This window comes from Mesorhizobium sp. B3-1-8, assembly GCF_006439495.1.
In the GTDB taxonomy this organism is placed as follows: Bacteria; Pseudomonadota; Alphaproteobacteria; order Rhizobiales; family Rhizobiaceae; genus Mesorhizobium.
Genome location: NZ_VFTK01000007.1, coordinates 77,367 through 93,755, shown reverse-complemented (window position 1 = coordinate 93,755; position 16,389 = coordinate 77,367). Strand labels below are relative to the sequence as shown.

The following is a 16,389-nucleotide window of genomic DNA, read 5'->3' as shown; positions in this document are numbered from 1 at the left end:
CCGAGCACCGCCTACCGCGCCGCGGAGAAGAACTGACGGCGCACCAGCACGGCAAACAGCACCAGCGTCGACACCACGAACACCACCGGATCGACGAACCAGCCGAGATAGCCGATCGAGAAGAAGACGGCGCGCAGGCCCGAGTTGAAGTGATGTCGCTGGCGGAGCAAACAAGGTCGGCAGCCGCCGCGCCGCAGCATGCAAAACAGCGGAAACATCCCGGGAATTCCTATATGTAGGTTTCAAGCGACCCTCAGGAGACAACGCCCCCGTGTTCCTTTCGGTTTTCGACCTGTTCAAGATCGGCATCGGCCCGTCGAGCTCGCACACGATGGGGCCGATGACGGCCGCGCGCCGGTTCCTCGACGAGATCCTGGCCGGTGACTGGCCTCGTCCCGCCGGCGTCAAGGTCGACCGCATCGGCGCCAGCCTGCATGGCTCGCTCGCCTATACCGGCATCGGCCACGGCTCGGATCGGGCCGTGGTCCTCGGCCTGGCAGGCCAGACGCCGCAGACGGTCGATCCGGACGAGGCGGATGGCATCGTCGCCCGCATCGGCGCGGAGAAGCGCATTTCGCCGCCCGGGCACCCGGCATACCGCTTCGATCCCGCCAAGGACCTCGTGCTCGACCGCAAGACGCCGCTGACCGGTCATGCCAACGGCATGGCTTTCTATGCCTATGACGCATTCGACCGGCTGCTGCTCAAGCGCATCTATTATTCGATCGGCGGCGGTTTCGTCGTTTCGGAGGAAGAGCTGCAACGCATGAAGGCAAAGGGCTCGGTGACGACCGAGGGCAAAAACGTGCCGTACCCCTTCAAGAATGCCGTCGAAATGCTGGCGATGGCGGCCAAGAGCGGGCTTTCGATCGCCGAGATGAAGCGTGCCAACGAGGAAAAGCATATGTCGCGCGAGGAGCTCGACGAAGGCCTCGACGCGATCTGGGGCGCAATGAAGGGCTGCATCGATCGCGGCTTGTCGCAGGACGGCATCATGCCGGGCGGGCTGAAGGTGCGCCGCCGCGCGCGGCAGCTGCACGACAAGCTGCAGGAACAGTGGCAGCAGAACCGGCCCAATCCCTTGCTCGCCAATGACTGGCTGTCGATTTATGCGATGGCGGTCAACGAGGAAAACGCCGCCGGCGGGCGCGTGGTGACCGCGCCGACCAATGGCGCCGCCGGCACGTTGCCGGCAGTGCTGCGCTACTGGCTCCATTTCCATCCTGAAGCCGACCAGCCGAGCATCCGCGACTTCCTGCTGACGGCCGCCGCCGTCGGCGGCATCATCAAGTCCAACGCCTCGATCTCGGGCGCCGAGGTCGGCTGCCAGGGCGAGGTGGGTTCGGCTTCGGCGATGGCCGCCGCCGGCCTGTGCGCCGTCATGGGCGGCACGCCGGAGCAGGTGGAGAACGCCGCCGAGATCGCGCTCGAGCATCATCTCGGCATGACGTGCGATCCCGTCGGCGGCCTGGTGCAGGTGCCCTGCATCGAACGCAACGCGCTGGGCGCGGTGAAGGCGGTGACGGCCGCTTCCTTGGCCATCAAGGGCGACGGCACGCATTTTGTGCCGCTCGATGCCGCGATCGAAACCATGCGCCAGACCGGCCTCGACATGAACGAGAAGTACAAGGAAACCAGCCTCGGCGGCTTGGCGGTCAACGTCGTCGAGTGCTGAGGTCTCATCGAGAGTCCAGGCTGGCCCTGTGGAGAAGTCGCTCAAGGCGTTGACGCGTCGACCCTTGCGGCTAAATCTTGGGACATGTCACTTAATCTCCTAAAACTGTGCGTCGGCTGCGACAGCGTCGAGGACCTCGAAGAGTGGATTGCGTTCCGCCTCGACGAGCGGCGCCGTGCTGGCGAGCCGGCCGAGCACTGGCACACCACCCGCATGGTGCCGACGCGCGGCGGGGAGATCACCGATGGCGGCTCGCTCTATTGGGTGATCAAGGGCAATGTGCAGTGCCGGCAGCTGATCACCGAGATCCGGCCCTTTACCGACCGCGAGGGCATCGGCCGCTGCCATCTTATGCTCGATCCGAATGTGGTGCGCACCGACTGGCAGCCGCGCCGCGCCTTCCAGGGCTGGCGCTATCTGAAGCCCGCCGATGCGCCGGCCGATCTTGGCAAGGGCAGGACGGCGCTCGCCGAAATGCCGCCCAAGCTGAGGCTCGAACTCGCCGAACTCGGTCTGCTCTAGCGCGGCTTTGTTTACCGCCCGCGGCGCTGGCCCTTCGGCTCGTCCGATGTGGGACTTGCAAGCGCCGGACCTTGGTCCCATCCTATTTCTTATGCTCGGTCATCCGTATGGCGGTGCTAATCGATGGGCGTGATCCTTGCTTTGGCAGCGGTGCTCGTGGTGCTTTTCGGCGCCGCGATGCTCTTTGTGCGCGCGGATGCGGCAAGGATGGCCGACGGTCTGAGATCGCTTGGGCCGGCCTTCCTGGGGCTGGTTGGCGCGCCCATGCTGATCTTCGGCCGCAGCCTTATCGGCGGACTGCTTTTGCTCGCGGCGCTGGCCTGGGTCGGATGGATACGCACAAGGCGGCCTCCGGCGCGGGCGGCCGCCTCCAAGCATTCGACAGTGCGCACCGCCGCGCTCGAAATGGACCTCGACCACGACAGCGGCAGGCTCGAGGGGCTTGTCTTGGCCGGGCGTTATGAAGGCAAGATGCTGGGGGCCATGGGACTGACGGACCTGCGCCAACTTCATGGCGAGCTCAGTCCCGATCCAGAGAGCCGCCAGCTCCTAGAGACGTATCTTGACGGCCGTTTTCCCGTCTGGCGCAAGGACGCGCAGCCTCACGGTGGCGAAGGGCTGGGTGTTGCGCCAGGTGCGGGCGCCATGACTAAGGAGGAGGCCTACAAGGTCCTTGGTCTTGAAGCGGGGGCTGCCGCGGCGGATATCCGCAAGGCGCACCGCCGCCTGATGCAGCGCTTGAACGCCGATGTCGGCGGCACGTCTGTCCTGGCGGCGCGGATCAATGAAGCCAAGGACGTCTTGCTCTCCAATCACGATTAGTCTCCTTCGACGCCGGTACCTTCCGGGAGATTCAACAGCCGCCTATTGCTCGACGGCGTAGCACGATATTTTCTTGCGCTTCAGGGCATCGCAGGCCTTCCAGGCGGCGCCCTTCGAGCCGAAGCCGCCGAAGCGGGCGCGGTAGTAGGTTGTGCCGTCCTTGTCGAATGCGACGGTGAAGCCCGATGCGTCGGCCAGAATCCTCGGCGCCTGCTTGGCGGTCTGATCGAGCAGCGCCTGGGCTCCCGTTTTCGTCGGCGAGGAGGCAACCTGAACCACCCAGCCGGACGGCACCGACGACGTCCTGACCGGATCGATCGCGGGCGCGACCGGCGCGGGTTCGGCATAGGCGGTGACGACCTGGGGCGAAGTCTCCTGGGATTCAGGGGCAGGTGCCATGGCGGCGACGGCAACCGTCTTCACCTTCTTGACCTTGATGACGGGCTTCGTCTGCTCGGCGACCTGCTGGGCGTCGTCGTCCTGGACGTCATCGTCGGCTGAGGCAACGACAGTGTCATCCGTTGCCGGCTTGGCGTCCGGAGTGGGCGCGTCATGCTTGGGCAAGAAGACCTTGGCCAAGGTCTTGATCGGATTGTCGCCGCCCTTGGCGATGAGATCGCCACCGCCGCGCGTCGAAGCGCGCGGCAGATAGGTGTTGATCAGCGCGGCCATCTGGTTGTCGCGGCTGCGCCCGGAAGCGCCGCCCATCACCACCGCGACGAGGCGGCGATCGCCATCGGCCACGGAGGAGACGAGGTTGTAACCCGAGGCGCGGGTGTAGCCGGTCTTGATGCCGTCGACGCCCTTGATGCGGCCAAGCAGGCGGTTGTGGCCGTTGATGCGCTGGCGGCCATACAGGAACGAGCGCTGCGAGAAATAGCCGTAATATTGCGGGTAGTGCTCACGCAGTGCGATGCCAAGCATGGCCATGTCGTGCGCCGTGGTGAACTGGCCGGGATCGGGCAAGCCGTTGGCGTTGCGGAAAACGGTGCCATTCATGCCGAGCTGGCGCGCCTTGGCCGTCATCATGCGGGCGAAATTGTCTTCGCTGCCGCCGAGCATTTCGCCGAGCGCGGTTGCCGAGTCATTTGCCGACTTCGTTACGATCGACAGAATAGCTGTTTCGACCGGAACCGAGCCGCCGGGCCGAACGCCGAGCTTGGTCGGTGCCTCGGCGGAGGCATGCGCGGAAAACGGAACCGGCGTGTTCTTGCTGATCCTGCCTTTCGCCAACGCCTCGAAGGTCAAATAGAGCGTCATCATCTTGGTGAGCGAAGCCGGATAGCGCCGGCCATTGGCATCGGCCGAATAAAGCACCTTGCCGGTCTTGGCGTCGACGACGATGGCCGCGGACCTTGCCGCAAGAGCCGAAGCGACATCGGCGGCGACAATCGTCACCGCGAGCGCGGCAACCATGATTGCCTTGAAGGAGAGAGAAGATTTGGAGACGAAGCCCGACAACGCCTGACGCACCGTTACTTACCCTGAATTTTCGTTGCCCCGGAGGCGGCAAAGGGAGGCCTGCCTCGCTTCCGGCCAAGCTATCGCGCCCAGCGTTACCAATCCGTTTATGGTAACCGCAGCGTTCACCATTTTTCGGCAAATCGAGCTTCTCTTTAATCGAATTTTACCGGCCGCCGGCGCTGGGCCCCTGCTTACCCAAGGGATTCTTGACTTTTGTGCATCGCACAATATATTGAGGTGCATTGCACAAGGGCGCCCGGGGCCAAAAAGGGCGTTTCAACCAAAGGGAAGCATGAAATGACCCAGACCTATGAGGACTTCACGAAATACGGCAAGGAATTTGCCGACACCGGGCTGAAGAGCTTTGCCTCGCTCAGCAAGGGCGCGCAGGCGATCGCCACCGAAGCCGGCGAATACACCAAGAAGAGCTTCGAAGCCGGCAGCGCCGCCTTCGAGAAGCTGTTCGCGGCCAAGTCGATCGAGAAGGCCGTCGAGATCCAGACCGATTACGCCAAGCAGAGCTATGAGAGCTTCGTGGCCGAGGCCAGCAAGATCGGCAATCTCTATGCCGAACTCGCCAAGGAAGCTTACAAGCCCTTCGAATCGGTGGTCGCCAAGGCGAAGTAATTTCGCCCAATCACACCCGACAAGGCCAGCCGGCCAGTCGGAAAGGCCCGGTCGCGGAAACGCGGCCGGGTTTTTTCATGCGCGAGCGCAACTCGATGCACATTAACCGCATTCACGATTGAGAAATTCGCAGAGGTTTGCCCACCTAGCCATATTGTCAGCTAAACAGAAGGGCTTAAAATCGTTCATCGAGAACCTACATGTTGAACTCGCATGAGGATTCGAAAAGGCTGGACTACGTGACGATCGGTTTGACTGCCACGGCAGGCGTGGTGCGAATGCAAGGTGACGGAGACCGCAACGATCCCGGTCGCGGCACCGCTGTCATCACGCGCACCAAAACCAAGACCAAGAAGCCCAGTCTCTACCGGGTCCTCATTCTGAACGACGACTACACGCCGATGGAGTTCGTCGTTCACGTCCTGGAGCGGTTTTTCCAAAAGGACCGCGAGGCCGCCACACGCATCATGCTTCATGTTCACAATCATGGAGTGGGCGAGTGCGGTGTCTACACATTCGAGGTGGCCGAGACCAAAGTGTCCCAGGTCATGGATTTCGCCCGACAGAATCAGCATCCGCTGCAATGCGTGATGGAGAAGAAGTGAGGTAACATGCCGGCTTTCTCCCAAGGCCTGGAAAAGGCGCTACATCAGGCGCTGACATTCGCCAACGAGCGGCATCATGAGTATGCGACGCTCGAACATTTGCTGCTCGCCCTGATCGACGACACCGAGGCGGCCGCCGTCATGCGTGCCTGCAACGTTGATCTCGACGAGCTCAAGCATACGGTTCTCACCTATATCGACACCGAGCTCGACAACCTCGTCACCGGTTACGACGAGGATTCGAAGCCGACGGCAGGTTTCCAGCGCGTCATCCAGCGCGCCGTGATCCATGTGCAGTCGTCCGGCCGCGAGGAAGTGTCCGGCGCCAACGTGCTCGTCGCCATCTTCGCCGAGCGCGAGAGCCACGCCGCCTATTTCCTGCAGGAACAGCAGATGACCCGCTACGACGCGGTCAATTACATCTCGCATGGCATCGCCAAGCGCCCGGGCGCTTCGGAGTCGCGCACGCCGCGCGGCGCCGAGGACGAGCAGGGCGGCCAGAATGGCGCCGAGCCGCAGGAAGAGGGCGGCAAGAAGAAGCAGCAGGACGCGCTGACGGCCTACTGCGTCAATCTCAACAACAAGGCGCGGGCCGGCAAGATCGACCCGCTGATCGGCCGTGACAGCGAGATCAACCGCACCATCCAGGTGCTGTGCCGCCGTTCCAAGAACAACCCGCTCTATGTCGGCGACCCCGGCGTCGGCAAGACGGCGATCGCCGAAGGCCTCGCCAAGCGCATCGTCGAAGGCGACGTGCCTGAAGTGCTGCAGGACGCCACCATTTTCGCGCTCGACATGGGCACGCTCTTGGCCGGCACCCGCTATCGCGGCGACTTCGAGGAGCGGCTGAAGCAGGTCGTCAAGGAGCTCGAGGATTATCCGGGCGCTGTGCTGTTCATCGACGAGATCCACACGGTGATCGGGGCGGGCGCCACTTCGGGCGGCGCCATGGATGCATCGAACCTTCTGAAGCCGGCGCTATCGTCCGGCGCCATCCGCTGCATCGGCTCGACCACCTACAAGGAGTTCCGCCAGTTCTTCGAGAAGGACCGCGCGCTGGTGCGGCGTTTCCAGAAGATCGACGTCAACGAGCCGACCATCGAGGACGCCATCGAGATCATGAAGGGCCTGAAGCCCTATTTCGAGGAGTTCCACAAGGTCCGCTACACGAGCGAAGCCATCAAGGCCTCGGTCGAGCTGTCGGCGCGCTACATCAACGACCGCAAGCTGCCGGACAAGGCGATCGACGTGATCGACGAGACCGGCGCCTCGCAGATGCTGGTGCCGGAAGCCAAGCGCAAGAAGACGATCGGCATCAGGGAGATCGAGGCGACGATCGCCACCATGGCGCGCATCCCGCCGAAGACCGTCTCGGCCGATGACGAGAAGGTGCTGCAGGGCCTCGATATCGAGCTGAAGCGCGTCGTCTACGGCCAGGATACGGCCATCACCGCGCTGACCTCGGCGATCAAGCTGGCGCGCGCCGGCCTGCGCGAACCGGAGAAGCCGATCGGCTCCTACCTGTTCTCAGGGCCAACCGGCGTCGGCAAGACGGAAGTGGCCAAGCAGCTTGCCGCCTCGCTTGGCGTCGAGCTGATCCGCTTCGACATGTCGGAATATATGGAACGCCACACCGTCTCGCGGCTGATCGGCGCGCCTCCCGGCTATGTCGGCTTCGACCAGGGCGGCTTGCTGACCGACGGCGTCGACCAGCATCCGCACTGCGTGCTGCTGCTCGACGAAGTCGAGAAGGCGCATCCGGACCTGTTCAACATCCTGCTGCAGGTGATGGACCACGGCAAGCTGACCGACCACAACGGCAAGCAGATCGACTTCCGCAATGTGATCCTGATCATGACCACCAATGCGGGCGCGTCGGATGCGCAGCGCGCGGCGATCGGCTTCGGCTCGACCAAGCGCGAAGGCGACGACGTCGAGGCGATCAACCGGCTGTTCACGCCGGAGTTCCGCAACCGTCTGGACGCTATCATCCCGTTCGGCTCGTTGCCGGTGCCGGTCATCCATCAGGTGGTGCAGAAGTTCGTCATGCAACTCGAGGCGCAGCTGTCCGAGCGTGGCGTTACGTTCGACCTGTCGCCGGACGCGATCGCCTGGCTGGCCGACAAGGGTTACGACGAGCGCATGGGCGCGCGTCCGCTCGGCCGCGTCATCCAGGAGCACATCAAGAAGCCCCTGGCCGACGAGGTGCTGTTCGGCAAGCTCAAGAAGGGCGGCACGGTGCGCGTCACCGTCGAGAAGAAGGAAACCGGCGAGTCCGGCCTGAAGCTCGAATCGCTCGCCGACGAGTCGCCGGTGCAGCCGAAGAAGGAAGAGCCGGAAGACGCGCCGAAGCCGAAAAAGGCGGTCGCCAAGAAGCCTGCGCCCAAGAAGGCGGTGGCGCAGAAGCCGGAGCCGAAAGGCAAGGACGGCAACAAGCGCAGCCTTGTGCCGCAACTGCCGCGCAAGGGCTGACAAGCCCTCGCTTGAAATACAGAAGGCCCCGGAAACGGGGCCTTTTTTCGTTGAACAGGAGCACCGCTTGGAAGCCGGACAGATCATCATCCTCAACGGCGCGCCGCGCTCGGGAAAATCGAGCATCGCCGCGGCGATCCAGGAGACATTCGAGGGTGTGTGGATCAATCTCGGCGTCGACGCCTGCGCCCAAGCCACGCCGCCGCGGCTGCGCCCGGGTATCGGCCTGCGTCCCGGCGGCGAACGCCCCGACATCGAGGCTTTCGTGCCGCTGCTTTACGCCGCGCTTTACGATTCGATCGCGGCCCACAGCCGGCTGGGGCTCAATGTCGTCGTCGATATCGGTCATCACGACGCCTATTCCAGATCGCTGAACATCCTTCCCCATTGTGCGCGACGCCTAGCCGGCCTGCCGGTGCTGCTCGTCGGCGTCCGCTGCCCGATCGACGAGGTGTTGCGAAGGCGCGCAGCAGGTGGGGAAGGTACGCCATACGTCATTGGAACGGACGACGATCCCATGCCGCTGCCCGTCCGCCGCTGGCAGGAAGAGGTGCACAAGCCCGGCCTCTACGACCTGGAAGTCGATACGTCGTTGCTCAGCCCACGGGCATGCGCGGGGTCGATCCGTGAGAGGCTCATCGCGGGACCGGCGCCAATGGCTTTCCACACATTGGCGAATTTGCCGACCACCTGAGCGCCGGTCCGTTCAGCTTCCCAGCGCTGCCCGGATCTTGCCGGCGTTCTCGGCCAACACCTCCGGCTTCTCCATCTGGCCCGAATGCGGCTTCAACGGTATGCCCTCGAAGCGCGGGACGACATGGACATGGAGATGATAGACGGTCTGCCCGGAGGCCGGCTCGTTGAACTGCATCAGAGTGACGCCGTCGGCGTTGAAGGCCTTTTTCACCGCGACCGCAACTTTCTGCGCCACGCCGAACAATGGGCCGAGCGTTGCCGGATCGGCGTCGAGCATGTTGCGCGACGGCGCCTTGGGCACCACCAGCGTGTGGCCCATGCCTTGCGGCATCACATCCATGAAGGCGACGACCGCGTCGTCCTCGTAGACGCGGTGCGAGGGAATCTCGCCGCGCAGGATTTTCGCGAAGATGTTGCCGGGATCATAGGCTTCGGCCATGGGGTGACACTCCCAATTGCATTCGCCGTCCGGTGTAGCGAAGCTGCCGATGGGCGGCAAGGCGCTCAGGCGAGATCGACCATGCCCGCTTCGACAAGAGCCCGGTGGAAGCGCTTCTTGCGCACGGACTCGCTTGCGAAATAGCGAGCGGCACAGTCAGCCAGAAGGGCCGTCCTGGTCGCGAATACCGGATCGAGCGGCAGACGCGCGGCGGACATGGTCAATGTCGACAGGAATGCCGCGTCGAGCATGGCGGGAGCGGCCAGATCGGCGGGCAAAGCGCTGTTGATCGCCTCGATCGCGTAGAAGGTCTTGTGCAAGGCTCTGTCGGAAGGCGGCAGGCCGGTGAGGGCGGCCGTGAATGACGGCTGGTGATCGCCATAACGCACGACGATGGCTGGCCGGCCATTCAGCGCGGTTTCGAGTTGTCCGCGAAACGCGGCATAGGCCTCGACGCTTTCTGCCAGCCGCACGGCGTATTCGCCGTAATTCTCATTGCCGGTCAGCGCGACGGCTTCACGGCGGATATCGGCCTGAAGCTCGGGCGGGAAGATGCGGCGACGGTGATCGCCGTGGTTCATCAGCGTCATTATCGAGAGGAAACAGGGCCTCTCGCTTCCCAAGCGGTCCGCAATCCGGTTCAGAGCATGGCTGTAAAGCTGTTCGTCATGGCGCTCGCGACGCCAGCGCTCCAGATCGAAGGGCGGCGGCAAGGTCGCGGCATAGGCGACCTCCTCGAACCCGATCGATTTATAGAAGCGATCGCAATTGACGAAGTTGGGACGATCGCAGCTCACATGCGACACATGGTACCCCATGCCTGAAAGCACCGAGGGCAATGAGTGGCGCACCCGCCCAGCCAGCAGATGAAAGACGAAGCGGCTGTCGTTGCCGAAGGAAAGCGAGGACAGGCCGGTCAGCACCGAGAATTCGGTCTGCAGCGTGCTGCCGCCGAAAACATCGACATGCAAAGCCCCAGACAGACCGTTTGCGGGCGAGAAGAATTGCTCGAAAGCACGGTTGATCGGCACGCCATGGTGCCTCGGATCAAATGTCGATTCATGCAGGACCATGAAGATGTGCGGCCGAGCCTCGCCGTTCTCCCGCTTAGCCGGCACAGGCGGCAGAAACGGCAGCGGATCGTGAGCGATGTCAACGAAGCCCGGCCGTTGCGAAGGTCCCGCGCCGAGCCACGACGCCACGAAGGCGGAGAGATGCGCGCGATCCCTGGTGAGCAGGTCGAAGCGGAAACGAGGCGCTCCGCCGCTCAACCGATAGACTGCCACGTAGATCAGCACGGCTACGGCGAAAATCGCGAGGCGCAGCGAGAGCGACGTCGCCTGTTCCACCAGAGTTATGTCGACAAGCATGGCGACCGCAGCGATCGCCGCTCCGGCGAAGAGGGCCGGGATCGCCATTCGGGCATTGTCGACAAAGACGCTGCGCCAACTGCTCGCGGCCAGATGATAGAGATCTCCGGCCAGAAGATTGAAGCCGAGATAGCGGTATTTCAGCTTCGAGGCGATGCCGATGATGGCCGTCAGCATGAGCGTCATCCAGAGCGCGACGATCGCGCCTGGAAAAAACAGGTGCAGGAAAGCAAAGAGAAGGAAGAAGGTGGAAAAGCCGAGAGGCCAGGTTCCCGGCTTGCCTTCGAGCCGGACGGTCAACGGCAGCGCGGCCGCAAGCCCCGCCACACCGAGCCATTGCCCGACGTCCCAAGATGCCCAAAACAGCATGCCAACCCCAAGGTGCTCGCGCACCAATGCCCCTGGCGATGACTTAGCGGATTCCACCAATCCGGTAAACAGCAGGCGTTGAGCCGGCTTCGTTGCTTGGCCAATATTATAGGCAGCTGTCGACGGCAGGCTCTGCTATTGCTTGAGAACCGACATTTGTCGTCTGATGCGGCAATCTAGGACGGAGCAATCATGAAGTGGATCGTCGCCGGTTGGCTGCTGTTCATCGTGTCGGCGCTGTTTTTCATCGCCGCGGCATGGCGCGCGGGCGATTTGCTGGCGCTTGCCGGCGCGGTGCTGTTCCTGGTCGCCTGCTTTTCGTTCCTGGTTCCGATCGCCGCCCGAAAGCCGCACTGACCGCTAGACCTTATTCTGCGAGGTCCTTGCGGAAGGGCGTGTGCTCTTCGAGATACTCGCCCATGCGCTCGACTTCGCGCCGCTCCCGCCTAAGATAGTCGGCGACGGCATTGCGCAGACCGGGATGCGAAATGTAGTGCGCCGAATGCATGGTCACGGGCCGGTAGCCGCGCGCCAGCTTGTGTTCGCCCTGCGCGCCGGCCTCCACTACCTTGAGCTTGCGCTCGATGGCGAAGTCGATTGCCTGATGATAGCAGACCTCGAAATGCAGGAAGGCGTGGTCCTCGATGCAGCCCCAGTTGCGCCCATAAAGCGCGTCGGAACCGATGAAGTTGATGGCGCCGGCAATGTAGCGGCCGTTGCGCTTGGCCATCACCAGAAGAATGTCATCGGCCATGCGCTCGCCGATCAGGGAGAAGAACTGCCGGTTGAGATAGGGCCGGCCCCATTTCCTGCCGCCGGTATCCGTGTAGAAGGCGAAGAAATCGTCCCAGGCGCTTTCGGTGATGTCCTTGCCGATCAACCAGTCGATCGAGATGCCGTCGGCAAGCGCCTCGCGACGCTCCTTCTTCATCGCCTTGCGCTTGCGCGAGGCAAGCGTGGCGAGGAAGTCATCATAGTTCGAAAAATCTTCGTTGAAGAAATGGAACTGCTGGTCGGTGCGATGCAGGAAGCCTGCCGCTTCCAGCGTCGCGACATCAGGCTCGTTGGCGAAGGTGACATGCGCGGAAGAGACGCCGAGCTTGTCGGTCACGAGTTTCAGGCCTTCCGCCAGTCCGGCTCTCACGGCACTTACATTCTCGCCTTTGCCGACCAGAAGGCGAGGGCCGGTGACCGGCGTGAACGGCACCGAGCATTGCAGTTTGGGATAGTAGCGGCCACCGGCGCGCTCGAAGGCGTCCGACCAGCCATGGTCGAAGACATATTCGCCCTGGCTGTGCGATTTGAGATAACAGGGGACGGCGCCGAGAAGCCTGCCTTGCGCGGTTTCCAGCCGCAGGTGATGGCCCTGCCAGCCGGTGCGCCGGACGGCGCATCCAGAATCTTCCAATGCGCTTAGAAAAGCGAATGAAACCAGCGGATTGTAGCCATTTTCTTTGTCGCCGCGCGTGGTTCCGGCAAAGCCGTCCCACTCCACGCAGGTGAAGGCGCCGATACCCGCCGCGACGCGGATCGCGTAATCCGCGTTCGCTGCCCGTCCATCGTCGTCGTCGCCCTGATCCATGGGGCTTATTTAAGCGTCCTCAGGGCTGCTACAAGTCACGTTTCGGGCATTCCCGAGAGCATGATGCCGAAAAGTGTCAAGCGGTTTTCGGACGACATCATGCTCTCTCTTTAGATTGATTAGAGGCGGATCGGATTTCAGGTCGTTTGACCTGAAATCATCCGGCTCTAGGCGACCTTGACCAGATCGGGTTCGAAACCCTCGAAGGTCATTTGATCGGCATATTTGAAGGTGAGGTCGACCGCCGGCTGGTCGTGCACGGTCCAGCTGATGACCGGCATTTTCAGCTTTTTGCGCACGAAGCTGACGAAGGGGTTGGGCAGGTCGCCAGCGGCGTAAGAGGTGAAGGCGAGGCCGTGCGCGAGCATGGCGAAATGCGCCTCGATCAACTGGTTGTCCCTGCCATAGGCGGTCAGCCCGCCGGGGATACCCGGCGCGTCCTTGGCGAAGTCGCGGATCAGCCAGTGATCGAACGACATGATCGCCACCTTGCCCTTGTAGCGCTTGAGCAGCTGACCGACGCTCGCCACCAGCCCGGCATCATGGCCAGGAACGCCTTTCAGCTCGACCACCAGCGACACGCGGCCGTCGATCAGGTCGAGCGCTTCCTTGAGCGTCGGCACGTGGTCCTTGGTGCCGCCGATCTTGAGCGTCGCCAGTTCGGCCGCGGTGCGCTGCCAGACGAAGCCGTCCTGGCCGGTCAGGCGTTTCAGATCGCCGTCATGGATGATGACCGGGACGCCATCCGACGAGATATGCACGTCGCATTCGATGGCATAGCCGCGCTCGGCCGCCGCGGCGAAGGCCGACAGCGTGTTTTCCCAGCGCGTCTTGTTCATGTCGTGGAAGCCGCGATGCGCGACAGGCTGCGCGATCAGCCAGGAAAGATCGGTCATCTTGAACCTCACTCGACTTCGAAGATCGCTTCGATCTCGACCGCGGCGTTGAGCGGCAGCGAGGCGGTGCCGACGGCGGAACGGGCGTGCTTGCCGCGCTCGCCGAGTACCGCGACCAGGAAGTCGGAGGCGCCGTTGGCGACAAGATGCTGTTCGACGAAATCCGGCGCGGAGGCGACGAAGACGGTGATCTTGACCAGGCGGCTAATTTTTTCGAGGTCGCCGAGTGCTGCCTTGGCCTGCGCCAGGATGTTGATGGCGCAGAATTTCGCGCCTTCCTTGCCGGCGGCCGTGTCGATGTCGCGGCCGAGCAACCCGCTTGCCTGCAACTTGCCGTCCTTCAGCGGCAGCTGGCCGGCGGTGAACAGCGTGTTGCCGGTGCGGCAATAGGGCACGTAGTTGGCGGCGGGCGCGGCGGCGGCCGGAAGGGTGACGCCAAGATCGCTTAGCCGCTTTTCGATTGTTTCGCTCATTGGTTTTCCCTATTGCTGGAAGACGCCGCGTTGGCGGGGCCGAAATTGCTATTTTTGCCTCGCTTCCGCCACGACTTTTTTTAAGCTGGACCATCTTTCCCTGCGGCCTGCCCCCCGGCTGCGACGATCGGAGTAACGCATGCGCGCAACGCGCCTTTTCCTCGCCGCCGCCTGTTTTTCGGCGGCGCTTCCGATGGCGCCGGCCTTTGCGGTGCCCGCGCTGCAGGCGCATCGCGCCGTCTACGATCTCACGCTCAGCAAGGCCTCCGACCGTTCAGGCATTACCGGCATCACCGGCCGCATGGTCTACGAGTTCAACGGCTCGGCCTGCGAAGGTTATACGGTCAAGTTCCGCTTCGTCACGCAGATCGTCACCAACGACAACACCAGGCTGACCGACCAGCAGACGACGACTTTCGAGGACGCCGAAGGCAAGACCTTTTCCTTCGTGACGAAATCCTTTGTCGACCAGAACCTCGACAAGGAAGTCAAGGGCACGGCGACCAGGGAAGCGAAGGGCCTGAAGGTCGATATCGACAAGCCGGAGAAGAGCAGCCTCGATCTCGCGGCGACGCAGTTTCCGACCCAGCATCTGGTCGAGCTGATCGGCAAGGCCGAGAAGGGCGAGAATTTCTACCAGACCAATCTGTTCGACGGTTCAGAGGATGCCAACAAGGTGATGACCACCACCGTCATCGTTGGCAAGAAGACGGACGCAGAAAAGACGGATCCGGAAGCGCCGGCGCTGGCCAAGCTCGCCTCCGACAAATACTGGCCGGTCGACATTGCCTATTTCGACGATACCGACAAAAGCGGCGAGGAGGTGCCGGAGTACCGGATCAGCTTCAAGCTGCACGAGAACGGCATCACTCGCGACCTCGTCATGGATTATGGCGACTTCTCGATGACCGGCAAGCTGGTGAACTTGTCGTTGTTCGACCAGACCAAGCCTTGCCCGGCGTCGAAATAGCAGCGCTTCGACAGTAGCCGCCCTAGCTTGCAGGCCTGGCTTGCGAACGCCATGTGTGAGGCTCACCAAATGCGGCGAGCCTGATGGCGGTCTATGTCGATGCGGCGATCTGGAAATGGGCCGGCCACCGCTGGTGCCATCTCCTTGCCGACGACACGGACGAGCTGCACCGCTTCGCCACCGAACTCGGCCTCAAGCTTTCCTCCTATCAAGGGCCGCCCAAGACGTCGGCGCCGCATTACGACATCACCGGCTTCGAGCGCGATCGCGCGGTTCGGCTTGGCGCCATCGAATGCAGCCGCGAGGAAATCGTCGCGATCTTTCGCCGCGTCAGGGTGCCGAACGGCAAGGTAAAACGCTGAGATTTGGGCGGATCGCCGCAGGTAAGGGCGTTTTCCCGGCTTGCGTTTATGAGACTTCCCCTCTATATGCGCGCTCATTCCACACACGGACTTTGGTGTCTGCCCGGGAGAAATCCGGCTGAAACCTCCGGTGGCATCAGGACATATGTCCGAAATGCCTGTGTCCGTGGAGGCCAACCGGAAAGGAACTAGAGAATGGCTCTGCCAGATTTCAGCATGCGCCAGCTTTTGGAAGCTGGTGTTCACTTCGGCCACCAGACCCACCGCTGGAACCCGAAGATGGCGCCTTACATCTATGGCGCCCGCAACAACATTCACATCATCGACCTGTCGCAGACGGTGCCGCTGCTGCACCAGGCTCTGAAGCAGGTGTCCGACACTGTCGCCAAGGGCGGCCGCGTGCTGTTCGTCGGCACCAAGCGCCAGGCGTCCGACATCGTTGCCGACGCCGCGCAGCGTTCGGCCCAGTACTATGTCAACTCGCGTTGGCTGGGCGGCATGCTCACCAACTGGAAGACGATCTCGAATTCGATCCAGCGCCTGCGCAAGCTCGACGAGACGCTCGCCGGCGAGGCCCAGGGCCTCACCAAGAAGGAGCGCCTGAACCTCGATCGCGAGCGCGAGAAGCTCAACAAGGCTCTCGGCGGCATCAAGGACATGGGCTCGACGCCGGACCTGATGTTCGTCATCGACACCAACAAGGAAGCGATCGCGATCCTCGAGGCCAAGCGCCTGGGCATCCCGGTCGTGGCCATCATCGATTCGAACTGCGACCCGGACAAGATCGACTTCCCGATCCCCGGCAATGATGACGCGGCCCGCGCCATCCAGTTCTATTGCGACCTGATCGCCAAGGCCGCCATCGACGGCATCGCCCGCCAGCAGGGCGCGCTCGGGGTCGACATCGGCGCTTCGGCCGAGGCTCCGGTCGAGCCCGCGCTCGACACTCCGGCTGCCGAAGCTCCGGAAGCTTGATAAGGAAGGCCGGGTCCCGGCCTTCATCTTTCCAATAAATTGGCGCGCTAAAGCGCTTTTGCCGAGCGCA

17 protein-coding genes and 1 pseudogene are annotated in these 16,389 nt (G+C 62.9%); 11 read left to right on the top strand and 7 right to left on the bottom strand.

What is annotated here, in order from left to right; translation table 11 throughout:
• Positions 1-11 precede the first annotated feature (11 nt).
• A pseudogene (locus tag FJ424_RS08735) lies at positions 12-152 on the bottom strand (DUF599 family protein); the annotation flags it as partial.
• A gap of 119 nt (positions 153-271) precedes the next feature.
• On the opposite strand from FJ424_RS08735, the gene FJ424_RS08730 reads away from it, so the two are divergent.
• From FJ424_RS08730 to FJ424_RS08720, 3 genes are all read left to right on the top strand, one after another.
• Positions 272-1,675 (top strand): L-serine ammonia-lyase, encoded by a 1,404-nt coding sequence (locus FJ424_RS08730; protein WP_140653074.1) that lies wholly within the window; start codon positions 272-274, stop codon positions 1,673-1,675.
• Positions 1,676-1,759: 84 nt separating this feature from the next.
• The gene (locus tag FJ424_RS08725; protein WP_140653076.1) at positions 1,760-2,197 is read left to right on the top strand and encodes a DUF1489 family protein; all 438 of its coding nucleotides are present in this window, start codon (positions 1,760-1,762) and stop codon (positions 2,195-2,197) included.
• 123 nt (positions 2,198-2,320) lie between these two features.
• On the top strand, positions 2,321-3,019 hold the full coding sequence (locus tag FJ424_RS08720) for a molecular chaperone DnaJ (RefSeq protein WP_140642748.1): 699 nt from the start codon (positions 2,321-2,323) through the stop codon (positions 3,017-3,019).
• Between the two features lie 42 nt (positions 3,020-3,061).
• Here FJ424_RS08720 and FJ424_RS08715 read toward each other — a convergent pair whose 3' ends face one another.
• Positions 3,062-4,492, bottom strand: coding sequence for a D-alanyl-D-alanine carboxypeptidase (locus tag FJ424_RS08715; RefSeq protein WP_140653078.1), 1,431 nt, complete (start codon positions 4,490-4,492; stop codon positions 3,062-3,064).
• Positions 4,493-4,780: 288 nt separating this feature from the next.
• On the opposite strand from FJ424_RS08715, the gene FJ424_RS08710 reads away from it, so the two are divergent.
• From FJ424_RS08710 to FJ424_RS08695, 4 genes are all read left to right on the top strand, one after another.
• Positions 4,781-5,110 carry a phasin family protein gene (locus FJ424_RS08710; RefSeq protein ID WP_140642744.1) on the top strand — a complete coding sequence of 110 codons (330 nt, stop codon included), beginning with the start codon at positions 4,781-4,783 and terminating at the stop codon, positions 5,108-5,110.
• 278 nt (positions 5,111-5,388) lie between these two features.
• Entirely contained in the window at positions 5,389-5,715 is a 327-nt protein-coding gene (gene clpS, locus FJ424_RS08705) for an ATP-dependent Clp protease adapter ClpS (protein ID WP_041000825.1), read from the top strand.
• 6 nt (positions 5,716-5,721) lie between these two features.
• Positions 5,722-8,187, top strand: coding sequence for an ATP-dependent Clp protease ATP-binding subunit ClpA (gene clpA / locus FJ424_RS08700; RefSeq protein WP_140653080.1), 2,466 nt, complete (start codon positions 5,722-5,724; stop codon positions 8,185-8,187).
• A gap of 67 nt (positions 8,188-8,254) precedes the next feature.
• Positions 8,255-8,881, top strand: a complete 627-nt coding sequence (locus tag FJ424_RS08695) for a chloramphenicol phosphotransferase (RefSeq protein WP_140653081.1) — start codon at positions 8,255-8,257, stop codon at positions 8,879-8,881.
• 12 nt (positions 8,882-8,893) lie between these two features.
• Here the strand turns inward: FJ424_RS08695 and FJ424_RS08690 are convergent, their stop codons facing one another.
• Positions 8,894-9,322, bottom strand: coding sequence for an HIT family protein (locus FJ424_RS08690; protein ID WP_140653083.1), 429 nt, complete (start codon positions 9,320-9,322; stop codon positions 8,894-8,896).
• Between the two features lie 65 nt (positions 9,323-9,387).
• The gene (locus FJ424_RS08685; RefSeq protein ID WP_140653084.1) at positions 9,388-11,061 is read right to left on the bottom strand and encodes a sulfatase-like hydrolase/transferase; all 1,674 of its coding nucleotides are present in this window, start codon (positions 11,059-11,061) and stop codon (positions 9,388-9,390) included.
• 192 nt (positions 11,062-11,253) lie between these two features.
• On the opposite strand from FJ424_RS08685, the gene FJ424_RS08680 reads away from it, so the two are divergent.
• Entirely contained in the window at positions 11,254-11,418 is a 165-nt protein-coding gene (locus FJ424_RS08680; protein WP_140642732.1) for a cytochrome oxidase subunit III, read from the top strand.
• Positions 11,419-11,428: 10 nt separating this feature from the next.
• Here FJ424_RS08680 and FJ424_RS08675 read toward each other — a convergent pair whose 3' ends face one another.
• The 3 genes from FJ424_RS08675 to FJ424_RS08665 form a co-directional block, all read right to left on the bottom strand.
• Positions 11,429-12,643: a GNAT family N-acetyltransferase gene (locus tag FJ424_RS08675; protein WP_140653086.1), complete on the bottom strand. Its 1,215-nt coding sequence runs from the start codon at positions 12,641-12,643 to the stop codon at positions 11,429-11,431.
• Between the two features lie 167 nt (positions 12,644-12,810).
• The gene (locus FJ424_RS08670; RefSeq protein ID WP_140653088.1) at positions 12,811-13,539 is read right to left on the bottom strand and encodes a glycerophosphodiester phosphodiesterase; all 729 of its coding nucleotides are present in this window, start codon (positions 13,537-13,539) and stop codon (positions 12,811-12,813) included.
• A gap of 8 nt (positions 13,540-13,547) precedes the next feature.
• Positions 13,548-14,012, bottom strand: coding sequence for a RidA family protein (locus tag FJ424_RS08665; protein WP_140653090.1), 465 nt, complete (start codon positions 14,010-14,012; stop codon positions 13,548-13,550).
• A 139-nt stretch (positions 14,013-14,151) separates the two neighbouring features.
• Between FJ424_RS08665 and FJ424_RS08660 the strand changes: the two genes are divergently transcribed.
• The 3 genes from FJ424_RS08660 (at position 14,152) to rpsB (ending at position 16,319) form a co-directional block, all read left to right on the top strand.
• A complete protein-coding gene (locus tag FJ424_RS08660; protein ID WP_140642714.1) occupies positions 14,152-14,982 on the top strand; it encodes a cell envelope integrity EipB family protein in 831 nt (276 codons plus the stop codon).
• Positions 14,983-15,065: 83 nt separating this feature from the next.
• Positions 15,066-15,344, top strand: a complete 279-nt coding sequence (locus tag FJ424_RS08655) for a DUF4031 domain-containing protein (RefSeq protein ID WP_040987257.1) — start codon at positions 15,066-15,068, stop codon at positions 15,342-15,344.
• 195 nt (positions 15,345-15,539) lie between these two features.
• Entirely contained in the window at positions 15,540-16,319 is a 780-nt protein-coding gene (rpsB, locus tag FJ424_RS08650; protein WP_140653092.1) for a 30S ribosomal protein S2, read from the top strand.
• Positions 16,320-16,389 lie beyond the last annotated feature (70 nt).